The organism is Pseudovibrio japonicus (genome assembly GCF_014651595.1).
Lineage (GTDB): Bacteria > Pseudomonadota > Alphaproteobacteria > Rhizobiales > Stappiaceae > Pseudovibrio > Pseudovibrio japonicus.
Genome location: NZ_BMXE01000005.1, coordinates 166,706 through 178,395 on the forward strand (window position 1 = coordinate 166,706; position 11,690 = coordinate 178,395).

Sequence of the window (11,690 nt, forward strand, 5' to 3'; positions counted from 1 at the left end):
CCCTCTTATTCCGCAGCCGCAAGGCCCAGACGCGCAGCTTTCATTTCCTGAAGCGCGCGACGGTATTCAACCGGCATAACTTTCACAAATTTTGGACGCCACTCTTCCCAGTTGGCGAGAATGTCTGCTGCCTTGGTGGAGCCTGTATACTTCACGTGTTTTTCAAGAATGAGACGCAGACGTTCATCGTCGTGACGTGTCATGTCAGCTGACAGGTCCACACGTCCTTTGTGCTCGATATCGCCGCCGTGGTGATGCAGCTTTTCAAGCAGGTCGTCTTCTTCTTCCACTGGCTGAATCTCGACCATGGCCAGATTACAGCGCGAGTTGAAGGTTTCGTCTTCGTCCAGAACGTAAGCAACACCGCCAGACATACCTGCTGCGAAGTTACGGCCTGTCTGGCCGATGACCACAACAACGCCGCCAGTCATGTATTCGCAGCCGTGGTCGCCAACACCTTCGACAACTGCGGTTGCACCGGAGTTACGAACAGCGAAACGCTCGCCTGCGACACCGCGGAAGTAAACCTCACCACTGGTTGCACCGTAGAGCACGGTGTTGCCAACAATGATGGAGTTTTCCGGCACGATGCGAGTGTTTTCTGGTGGGCGCACGATGATGCGTCCACCTGCAAGGCCCTTGCCAACATAGTCGTTAGCGTCGCCTGCCAGATCAATGGTGACACCTTTTGCAACAAAGGCACCAAAGGCCTGACCGGCAGTACCAGTCATGGAGATATGAATGGTGTCGTTTTTCAGGCCCTTTGCCCCGTAGCGTTTTGCGATCTCGCCAGAAAGCATTGCGCCGACAGAGCGATCCACAGACTTGATTTGCGCAGGGAAGGAGACCTTCTCTTTGCTCTCAAGGGCAGGGGCTGCATTTTTGATAAGCTCGCGATCAAGAATGTCGGTAATCGGATGCTCCTGCAGCTGGGACCAGCGGCTTTCCTCCTGCGTGGCCTCTGGACGATAGAAGATCCTGGAGAAATCAAGACCCTGAGACTTCCAGTGGTTGATTGCAGATTCTTTGTCGAGCATGTCGGAACGACCGATGATGTCGTCCAGCTTCTTAACGCCGAGTTCTGCCATGAGGTTGCGCAGTTCTTCTGCAACGTAGAAGAAGTAGTTGATGACGTGCTCAGGTGTGCCTTTGAAGCGTTTGCGCAGGACTGGGTCCTGTGTTGCAACACCAACCGGGCAGGTGTTTAGGTGACACTTGCGCATCATCAGACAGCCTGCTGCGATCAGTGGAGCAGTGGAGAAACCGTATTCATCCGCACCCAGCAAGGCGCCGACCAGAACGTCGCGACCAGTCCGCAGACCGCCATCCACCTGGAGGGCTACCCGAGAGCGCAGGCCATTGAGAACCAGCGTTTGCTGAGTTTCTGCCAAGCCCATCTCCCATGGAGAGCCAGCGTGCTTCAGAGAGGTCAGTGGGGACGCGCCTGTGCCGCCGTCGTAACCGGATACGGTGATGTGGTCAGCACGTGCTTTTGCAACACCGGCTGCAACCGTACCAACTCCGACTTCAGACACCAGTTTTACGGAGATGTCTGCTTCCGGGTTCACGTTCTTCAGGTCGTAGATCAGCTGTGCGAGGTCTTCGATTGAATAGATGTCATGGTGTGGAGGTGGTGAAATGAGGCCAACACCTGGAGTGGAGTGACGGGTTTTCGCGATCACTGCATCCACTTTGTGGCCCGGCAGCTGTCCGCCTTCACCTGGCTTTGCACCCTGCGCAACCTTAATCTGGATCATGTCGGAGTTGACCAGATATTCGGTGGTTACGCCAAAGCGGCCAGATGCGACCTGTTTGATTGCAGAACGCATCGGGTTTGCAGATCCGTCCGGGAGCGGGTTGAAGCGTTCTGCTTCTTCACCACCTTCACCGGTGTTGGATTTGCCGCCGATCTTGTTCATCGCAATCGCAAGAGAGGTATGTGCTTCGCGAGAGATGGAGCCGAACGACATGGCGCCGGTTGAGAAGCGCTTGACGATCTCTTCTGCGGATTCAACTTCATCGATGCTGATCGAAGTGCGGCCCAGCTCTTCGGCAGATTTGATGCGGAACATGCCACGGATCGTGAAGCGGCCGGAGCTCTCGTTCACTTCCTTTGCAAACTCCAGATACTTTTCTGGCAGATTGTTGCGAACCGCATGCTGAAGCGTTGCGATGCTGTCCGGGGTCCACATGTGGTTTTCACCACGGGTGCGGTAGGCATATTCGCCGCCAACATCAAGGGACCGGCGAAGGATTGGAATATCGTCGAACGCATCGTGGTGACGAAGAACTGTTTCCTCTGCCACTTCCTTCAGGCCAATGCCTTCGATTGTGGTCGCTGTTCCAAAGAAGTACTTCTTGATGAACTGTGAGTTCAGGCCGACGGCATCAAAGATCTGCGCACCGCAGTAAGACTGGTAGGTGGAGATGCCCATCTTGGACATGACTTTGAGGATGCCTTTGTTGATGGCTTTGATGTAGCGGGAAACGACTTCGTGCTCATCCACTTCTTCAGGGAAATTGCCTTCCGAATGCATTGAGCGGATTGTTTCAAACGCGAGATATGGGTTGATCGCTTCTGCACCATAACCGGCCAGTACGCAGAAGTGGTGGACTTCTCGGGCTTCACCGGTTTCGACCACAAGACCAACAGAGGTACGAAGACCTTTGCGGATCAGGTGGTTATGCACTGCTGCGGTTGCCAGCAATGCAGGAATCGCGATGCGGGCACGTGAGATTACACGGTCTGACAGGATGATGATGTTGTAGCCGCCATGAACCGCCTTCTCGGCGCGTGCGCACAAGCGTTCAAGTGAAGCCTCCATACCCTCGGTTCCCTTCTCCGCAGAGTAGGTGATATCGAGGGTCTTCGTCTGGAACTGAGTGTCTGCGATGTCACCGATTGCGCGGATCTTCTCCAGATCAGCGTTGGTGAGGATCGGCTGACGGACTTCCAGACGCTTGGAAGTAGACAGACCTTTCAGGTCAAACAGGTTTGGACGCGGTCCGATGAAGGACACGAGGCTCATCACCAGTTCTTCGCGGATCGGATCGATCGGCGGGTTGGTAACCTGCGCAAAGTTCTGCTTGAAGTAGGTGTACAGCAGTTTGGATTTGTCAGAGAGAACAGACACAGGGGTGTCAGTTCCCATGGAACCCAGAGCTTCCTGTCCAACGGTTGCCATTGGCTGCATGAGAAGCTTGATGTCTTCCTGCGTGTATCCAAAAGCCTGCTGACGGTCGAGAAGCGTTTCGCCAGCAACCGGCGCGCGTTCACGTACTGGTGGCAGATCTTCAAGAACCATCTGCGTGCGGTGCAGCCAGTCTTTATATGGGTATGCAGTAGAGAGCTGGCGCTTGATTTCCTCATCGGAAATGATGCGGCCTTCTTCCAGATCAATCAGAAGCATTTTGCCCGGCTGGAGGCGCCATTTCTGAACGATTTTCTCTTCAGGAATATCCAGAACGCCAACTTCGGAAGACATGATGACGAAATCGTCGTCTGTTACGATGTAGCGGGCTGGGCGCAGGCCGTTCCGGTCAAGGGTCGCGCCGATCTGGCGACCATCTGTAAAGGCCACCGCTGCGGGTCCGTCCCATGGTTCCATGATGGAGGCATGGTACTGGTAGAAAGAGCGGCGGTTTTCGTCCATCAACGGATTGCCAGCCCATGCTTCCGGGATCAGCATCATTGCTGCGTGCGCAAGGGGATAGCCGCCGGTAACGAGGAACTCCAAGGCGTTATCGAAACAAGCGGTGTCGGACTGACCTTCGTAAGAGATTGGCCATAGCTTGTTGATGTCATCGCCGAATGCAGGAGAGGACACAGATGCCTGACGGGCAGCCATCCAGTTGACGTTGCCGCGTAGGGTGTTGATTTCACCGTTGTGTGCGACCATGCGGTATGGGTGCGCCAGATCCCAGGACGGGAAGGTGTTGGTTGAAAAGCGCTGGTGGACCAATGCCAGAGCAGAGACATAGCGCTCGTCACGAAGGTCATCATAATAGGCGCCAAGCTGGTATGCGAGGAACATGCCTTTGTAGACGATTGTACGGCTGGAGAAGGAAACGATGTAGAAGCCTTTTTCTACTGCATCGGATTTCTCGCGCACAACGTTGGAGATGACCTTGCGCAGAATAAAGAGACGGCGTTCCAGAACATCACCATCAGTCGTGTCTGGTAGTGCAACAAACAACTGACGGGAGACTGGTTCGGTCGCGGCAATATCTGGTGCTTTGGACAAAGAAGAATTATCGACTGGAACATCGCGCCAGCCTAATACTTCAAGACCTTCCTCGGTAACACATTCCGTAACAATGGTTTCGCATTGCTCGCGGAGTTTCTTGTCTTGTGGAAGGAAGAAGAATGCTACACCGTATTGGCCGGCTTCTGGCAGGTCAAATCCGATCTTCGCGCAGTCTTCTTTAAATAACTCGTGTGGGATCTGTGTCAGCATCCCTGCACCGTCGCCCATCAATGGGTCGGCGCCTACTGCGCCACGGTGTGTCAGGTTTTCAACGATCTGCAGGCCGCTTTGTACCACATGGTGAGATTTTGCGCCTTTGAGGTTCGCAATAAAGCCAACACCACACGCGTCGTGTTCTTTGGCTGGATTGTAAAGCCCCTCAGTGGCAGCAGTGCGGAGTTTTTCCGTAACGGTGCCTGTCGTGGTAGCACGGGTATTCATAGTTTCCCCCCCACTCATATGCATCGTGTTTCCTCCTTTTTCTGCCATTTTGGCCTCACTTTCACTCATCTCAATGTGACCGACAAAGGTCACTTCCTCGTTCGGGTCGCGGGGATGTCTTCCTCGCGGCTCGTTCGAAGCCCCGGCACGGCTTGCCCCGGATCTGTCGAATGAAGCACGGCCTCTGTGTTGTAGGGCCGCCCATTCGGAGTTTCCTCCGATTTATCTTACCCCTTTGGCGCGTGCATTGCGATATGTCCGCATGGCACACATTTGGGGGAGAATGTGGCGGCGTTGGGAACGCGCCTACATTCTTCTTGCTTGCGTTGGCTGGATCTCTGAGTTGGATCAGCTGGAAGGTGTATTCCAGATCACCATCAACGCGTACGGGATAACAAGGACAGTACTCCTGTCCTTTTCCGCTTCGCGAACATGCCAGATTTAAACAGGTAGAGCAAGAGCATTTCAGGAAGTCTTTATTCCTATTCTTTTAATTTTATTAGGCCGTTTGTCGCATTGCCACCTAAAACTCAATTTAGATGCAATAATATTTCAACTATTCACGAATCTGTGAGGGCGATGACCTAAAACTACTGATTTAATCGCGTGAAAATAACACGCCTTTGATTTCCCATTGATGGTTTAGTTTGCCAAAACTATCTGCAGGGGTGAGCCAAATCTATTGAGCACATCGTCGAATTTCAATTTGAGGAGTTTTGAAATGTCCCAGAAAATGTTTTCCGCTGCTGTCCTTGCAACTGCTGTTACTGCTGCTGTCGCTGGCGCGAATATTAACGCTGCCGAAGCTGCTGCTAAGGAAAAGTGCTACGGTGTTTCTCTTGCGGGTGAGAACGACTGTAAAGCTGGTGCTGGCACAACATGTGCGGGTACATCCACTGTTGATTATCAGGGTAATGCCTGGACGTTGGTTCCAGCCGGTACCTGCGCGAGTATGGAACTTCCTGGCGACCGGAAAGGTTCTTTGACTGAACTTTCCCGCGATCTACCAAGTTAATTTCTCTAACAAACACTTTACTGCGTTGCACCGGGGCGGGGCATCCCGTCCGGTGCTTCTAAAATAAGACGCTTGCCAGAAGATGAGGTGCGGGTATGGTTGCACAACGGGTTAATGCAAAACTTCCTGCACGAGGTGGCGTCGGCTTAAAGGCTGATCACTACCGCACCATTCTCGATGACAAGCCTGATATTGGTTTCTTTGAGGTCCACGCTGAGAATTACATGGGTGCCGGTGGTCCTCCGCATGGATATCTTGAAGCTATCCGCCGGGATTATCCACTCTCTATTCATGGTGTCGGCCTGTCCATCGGTGGTGCGGATCCACTGAACAAAGACCACCTTGCTCGGGTGAAAGACGTTGTTGACCGGTATGATCCGGGGCTCTTTAGTGAGCATCTGGCCTGGTCAACGCATGACGCTGAGTATTTCAACGACCTTTTGCCGCTGCCATATACTGATGCGACCCTGCAGCAGGTTGTTGAGCATATCGACGAAGTGCAGACCTTCCTTGGTCGCCAGATGTTGCTTGAAAATCCAAGCGCTTATGTGTTTTTCAAAGAAAGCACCTTCGAGGAGACCGAGTTCCTTCGCGAAATTGTCAAGCGGACTGGCTGCGGATTGCTACTGGACGTGAACAATGTGTTCGTTTCTGCGACGAACTCTGGTGGCTCACCAGAAGATTATATAGACCGTTTCCCGGTTGACCACGTTCACGAAATCCATCTTGGCGGGCACGCTCCTGATACCGATGAGGCGGGGCTCCCTCTTCTCATCGACGCGCATGATCGTAAAGTCGCTGATCCTGTGTGGGCACTTTATGCGCGGACAATCAATCGAACGGGGCCTCTACCCACACTCATTGAGTGGGACGCAAATGTTCCAAGCTGGGAGATCCTGGCATATGAGGCCGCGCAAGCCGATGTGATGATCCAGTCTCACTGTCAGGCCCATTCGACAGCCTCAGCTGAGCGGAGTGGCCATGTCTCAGAGGTCTGATAACACAGAGGAAAACGTCACAGTGAAAGGCTATGGCGTTCCATTGGAAGATTTGCAGTTGAACCTGCAGCATTTTGATAGATTTTCGGATGGGTTGATGAACCCTGAGGTGCCCGTACCTGACGGGGTTGTCGGGCGCGATGGTCATCCCTCCGAGAAGCGGTATGGCGTTTACCGCAATAACGTGATGGCAAGTCTGATTGACGCATTGGCCGCCAACTTTCCGGCGGTGCATGATCTGGTTGGACGTGATTACTTCCGGGCGCTTGCTGCAGAGTTCATTCGTGAAAATCCGCCAGAGCAACCTGTTCTGAGCGAGTTTGGCAGCAACTTCTCAGAGTTTATCGGCGCTTTCCCTCCGCTAGCAGACTATCCTTACCTAAAGGACGTGGTTGCGATGGAATGGGCGTGGCTGCGTGTGTATCACGGCGCAAATGCAACGGCTGTTGCGCCAGATGTTCTGACTACCGTTGATCCGGCGAAACTTGGGGACGCGGTGTTTACTCCTATCCCTGCATATAGATTGGTCTACTCCCGCTTTCCGCTCAACAGGATCTGGAAGCAGACACGTTCCGATCACGTGGAGGGTTTTACACCGGAAGCTGATCAAGCGATTTTGATTTGTCGCCCGGATATGGACGTGACACTGACCGGGTTGCCTCAGGACGTTGCGGCATTTGCCGATTTGTTGTTCTTCGGCAAGACATTGGGTGAAGCAGCTGAAGCGGTTGCGCCTGCTTACGAAGGTTTTGACTTGTCACAGGCATTGGGCAGCCTACTGAGTGCGCGCGTTTTTGCGCGTGTCGATGTCAAAGCATAATATTGGTTGCAAGGGGCCAGGTGGTGAGGCTTTTGCATGTGCCTGGACGCACCAGAGGGGGAAACAGATGAGAATGCTTGTAAATCTATATCAAGGCATATTTGGTTGGCTGGAGCGGGTGACAGACGGCTGGTTTCTCGGACTGACAGCACGTTTCCTTTTTGCGGGCATCCTGTTTATGTACTTCTGGAACTCGGCCATGACCAAATTGGGTGATGGATTTTTCGGTTTCCTGTCTCCTACTGCCGGTGCTTATGCGCAGATATTGCCGCAGATTACCGAAGCTGCTGGTTATGATGTCTCACAGATCCCGTTTCTCCCGTATGGCCTGATTGTGCTGCTTGGAACGTGGGCAGAGATCGTCATTCCTGTCCTGATCGTTTTGGGCTTGTTCACACGGGCTGCGAGTGTTGGTTTTATTGGCTTTGTGATTGTCATGTCTGTTGTGGACGTGGTTGGGCACGGCGTTGCTGGGGCTACAATCGGGGCGTTCTTTGATGGTAATCCGTCTTCAGTGATTGTGGACCAGCGTGCGCTTTGGATCTTCCTGGCAATCGTACTTGTGGTCCGCGGCCCTGGTGTATTCTCACTGGATTGGGTTCTGGGGAAATGGTTCGGCGTTCAGCATGAGGCCGGCACTAAAGATTCCAAGAGCCTTGCGTAGAGCTTTCATCAAGGGCTGACAGAGCAGCGAGCTTTCTTAAAGACCGAAAGAGCGTATCACTGATGCGGTGGTGCGCTCTTTTTCGTTTTCTTACAAATGGCTTGAGTTTCCTCGGTTTATTGCTATTCAGGCCCTATGATTTTTGCGAGTGATAACTGGGCAGGTGCGACGAGTGCAGTAATGACAGCTCTCTCGAACCATACAGGCGGCTTTGCCACCGCTTATGGGGTTGATCCATTGAGCCGCGCTATTGAGCAGCAGTTCAATGATCTTTTTGAAAAAGAAGTTGCTGTGTTTCTGGTTTCGACCGGTACTGCGGCCAATTCACTAGCGCTTGCGACCTATGCTAAGCCCGGTGGGGCAGTGTTCTGCCATGAAGATGCGCACATCAATATAGATGAGTGCCATGCGCCAGAGTTCTTTACCGGCGGTAATAAGCTGATCGGTATTGGCGGGGAGCATGGAAAAATTACGCCTGACGCTCTGCGTACCGCTATGAACAAAGTGCCCGACAACAATCCGATGCATGGTCGTCCTGCTGCAGTCTCCATTTCTCAGGTGACCGAGTACGGTACCATCTACCAGCTGGATGAGATTCAGGCGCTGGCGGATGTCGCGCATTCCCGCAATGTGCCGCTGCATATGGATGGTGCCCGGTTTGCGAATGCGTTGGTTTCCCTAGATGTTTCGCCCGCAGAGATGACATGGAAATCGGGCGTGGACGTGCTGTCGTTCGGCGGCACCAAGAATGGTTGCTGGTGTGCTGAAGCCGTTGTCTTCTTTAATCCGGAAGAATCTGAGGGCTTTGAGTATCTAAGAAAGCGTGCAGCACAGGTCTTTTCAAAGGCGCGGTTCATTTCAGCGCAGTTTGAAGGCTATCTAAAGGATGACAACTGGCTGGCAACTGCTCGCCATGCCAATGAGATGTGCATGCGCCTTGCCAATGGAATGCGTGATATTGATGGTGTGCGGTTGCCGATTGCGCCAGAGGCAAATGAGCTGTTCCCGGTCTTCACCAAAGCACAGGCTGCGCGTTTGCATGAAGCTGGTGCAAAGTTCTATGAGGTTCCTGCGGATTTTGTTTCCGAGGATGAGGTCTTCCTTCGCCTTGTGACTTGCTTTGCCACCACATCTGAACAGGTCGACGAGTTCCTGACGCATCTGCGTGGCTAAGAGATTTTTTCTGCCTACATCTCGATTGAATTTGATGATTGGGGTGTGGGTGCCTCTGGGTGTGATGGCGCAAGATCCCTGATCTTGTTGAGGTCGCATAAAAAGAACGCCCCGCTGGGGCAAGCGGGGCGTTGATTGTGTCTGGCCGTTTTCGGGGGGAGAGATGACCAGACAGATCCGCATGGGAATAGTGCGGAGGAGGAACCTGTTGATTTGGGGAGGATTGGTTGGCAGGGGCGTACCAACCAATCTTTGAGAGACTTTCCAGAATGTTACAAGGGTGGCCACTCGCGAGGTCGGGAGTTTGGGAGGAAGGTTCCTCGCGAGGGCTGCCGGTTGTTAGTGAGCTACTGTTTCGCCTTCAATCTGTTTATGTTCTTTTTTGTCTCCTGCTGTGATGTTGATTTTGCGCGGTTTCATTGCCTCAGGAATTTCCCTGATAAGGTCAATGTGGAGCAGTCCATGCTCCAAACTTGCGCCAATCACTTTCACATATTCCGCGATCTGGAAGCGGCGTTCAAAAGCGCGGGAGGCGATGCCGCGATATAGAACTTCTTTTTCGTCGCTTTCAGGCTTTTTCTCGCCGGAAACAGTCAAGACATGCTCTTTTGCTTCAATCGTCAGTTCATCTTCCTTGAAACCAGCGACTGCCATGGAGATGCGGTAGGCGCTCTCTCCTGTGCGCTCAATGTTATAAGGAGGATAAGCTGATCCCTGCTGCTCCGTTCCTGCATCCAGCATGGAGAAAAGACGGTCGAAACCAACAGTAGAACGGTAGAGGGGAGTAAGATCGAAATGACGCATTTTATTTGTCCTCTTTTATGTGACCTTCTGGTCATCTGAGCAACATTCACCATTCGCCGCCAAGCGCGCGGACGATGAAATTTTCCTTTTGCTTACAGTGCCTTCCCATTATTGGCGAAGGTTCTAAGCGGTGTCAGACCCACTCTGTGGCGCCTGTGATTTTGAGATAGGAATGGCTCAAATAAGTTTCAAGAGTGATTTTTCAAAATAGGTGTTTTTGCTGGATTGGGCGAAGAGCTCCCAAGATTAACAGAACCTGAACAGGAGCTTCTGATCCCGTACATCCACGGCTTGCTAGTTTCTTCTTGTGTTTAGGCAAGCGCTCTTGCCAACAAGGAGAAAACAGATGAATGCATTCAAGAAAAAAATCACGAGCCTGGCTGTTGCTGCTGCTGTTGCTGTTGGAGTTTCCAGCGCGGTGGCTCCGGCAAACGCGGGTCCCACGCTGTCCTTCGACTTCCCTAATGCGAGCGTTCAGTTGGTGCAGGATCATGGCAAGAAAGCAAAGCACTGGAAAAAGGAAAAGCGTCAGGCGCTGAATAAAAAGCAGATCAAGCGTAAATTGCGTGCCTGGGGTTACCGGGATTTTGATAAGATTGAACGCAAGGGTGATCGATACATTGTTAAGGCAAGCTGGCGTGGGCTCCGTAAGTCACGTCTAGTGATTGATGCTTACAATGGCCGCATTCTGAAGAGACGCTAATTGCGCACTTCCCTCTAATATCCAGGTTTTAATCTGTTCTTCGCCGGACCTGCCTTTATTGATAAAGGCAGGTCTCGCGGTGTTTGGGTTTAGTAAGCCGACTCTTTTATGCGGGCGGGATATGCTTTGTCGTAGGCCTCCCCGTCAAACTCGACTTTTGAGAGAGATTGAGCCATTTGCCCTGCTGATGGAATTGTTTTGCGGTCTACCTTTGCTTCGTCCGTCCATAGGCCAGAGCGATAGATCGCTTTTTGGCATTGGAAGTAGATGGTGTCGACAGTGACTCTTATGACCGATTTGGGCAGTTTGCCTTCCATCTTGTGTTCTTCCAGAAGGGCGGGTTCCGTCGATATTTTGGCTTTGCCGTTGATGCGGATTGTTTCGCCGACGCCGGGGATCATGAACAGGAGAGACACACGCGGATCCTGAACGATATTGCGGAGACTATCGATGCGGTTGTTGCCGCGGCGATCGGGGAATTCAATGGTTTTTTCGTCGATGACCTTTACAAAGCCAGCCGGATCACCGCGTGGTGAACAATCAGTCCCTTCTTCAGAAACGGTGGTCAAGGCGAAGAAGGGTGACGCTTCGATAAAGGTTTTATAGTGCTCTGAAATGTAGCTTACTTCTTTATCGATAGAGATTTGTTTTGGGCTGCCATAGAGTTCTTCGAGTTGAGCTAAACTGGTAACTTCGTGGGAAACAGATGTCAGGTCCGTATCTTGCATATAAATATCCTTGTTGCCGAACGCTGATCTGAAGAAAACTTTCAGAATTTCCGGTTGCGGCCTGTTGCAAGGAAAGGCTATCAAATTGGGTGTGAGA

9 protein-coding genes are annotated in these 11,690 nt (G+C 52.3%); 6 read left to right on the forward strand and 3 right to left on the reverse strand.

Going from position 1 to position 11,690, the window contains the following annotated elements:
• Positions 1-5: 5 nt before the first annotated feature.
• Positions 6-4,688: a glutamate synthase large subunit gene (gene gltB, locus IE076_RS15010; RefSeq protein ID WP_189437604.1), complete on the reverse strand. Its 4,683-nt coding sequence runs from the start codon at positions 4,686-4,688 to the stop codon at positions 6-8.
• A 721-nt stretch (positions 4,689-5,409) separates the two neighbouring features.
• On the opposite strand from gltB, the gene IE076_RS15015 reads away from it, so the two are divergent.
• The 5 genes from IE076_RS15015 to IE076_RS15035 all read left to right on the forward strand — a co-directional run bounded on the left by IE076_RS15015 (position 5,410) and on the right by IE076_RS15035 (position 9,358).
• Positions 5,410-5,703 carry a BufA1 family periplasmic bufferin-type metallophore gene (locus IE076_RS15015; RefSeq protein WP_189437605.1) on the forward strand — a complete coding sequence of 98 codons (294 nt, stop codon included), beginning with the start codon at positions 5,410-5,412 and terminating at the stop codon, positions 5,701-5,703.
• A gap of 95 nt (positions 5,704-5,798) precedes the next feature.
• Complete coding sequence (bufB, locus tag IE076_RS15020) at positions 5,799-6,701, forward strand: MNIO family bufferin maturase (protein WP_189437606.1); 903 nt, start codon at positions 5,799-5,801, stop codon at positions 6,699-6,701.
• Positions 6,685-7,521, forward strand: coding sequence for an HvfC/BufC N-terminal domain-containing protein (locus IE076_RS15025; RefSeq protein ID WP_189437607.1), 837 nt, complete (start codon positions 6,685-6,687; stop codon positions 7,519-7,521). The genes bufB and IE076_RS15025 overlap by 17 nt, the downstream gene beginning before the upstream one ends.
• 67 nt (positions 7,522-7,588) lie before the next feature.
• Complete coding sequence (locus IE076_RS15030) at positions 7,589-8,185, forward strand: DoxX family protein (protein ID WP_209009148.1); 597 nt, start codon at positions 7,589-7,591, stop codon at positions 8,183-8,185.
• 135 nt (positions 8,186-8,320) lie between these two features.
• On the forward strand, positions 8,321-9,358 hold the full coding sequence (locus tag IE076_RS15035; protein ID WP_189437609.1) for a threonine aldolase family protein: 1,038 nt from the start codon (positions 8,321-8,323) through the stop codon (positions 9,356-9,358).
• A 339-nt stretch (positions 9,359-9,697) separates the two neighbouring features.
• Here IE076_RS15035 and IE076_RS15040 read toward each other — a convergent pair whose 3' ends face one another.
• A complete protein-coding gene (locus IE076_RS15040; RefSeq protein ID WP_189437610.1) occupies positions 9,698-10,162 on the reverse strand; it encodes an Hsp20 family protein in 465 nt (154 codons plus the stop codon).
• A 346-nt stretch (positions 10,163-10,508) separates the two neighbouring features.
• Here IE076_RS15040 and IE076_RS15045 point away from each other — a divergent pair, with 346 nt between their 5' ends.
• Positions 10,509-10,865 (forward strand): hypothetical protein, encoded by a 357-nt coding sequence (locus IE076_RS15045; RefSeq protein WP_189437611.1) that lies wholly within the window; start codon positions 10,509-10,511, stop codon positions 10,863-10,865.
• 89 nt (positions 10,866-10,954) lie between these two features.
• On the opposite strand, the gene IE076_RS15050 is transcribed toward IE076_RS15045, so the two are convergent.
• Complete coding sequence (locus IE076_RS15050; protein WP_189437612.1) at positions 10,955-11,593, reverse strand: pyridoxamine 5'-phosphate oxidase family protein; 639 nt, start codon at positions 11,591-11,593, stop codon at positions 10,955-10,957.
• Positions 11,594-11,690: the final 97 nt, after the last annotated feature.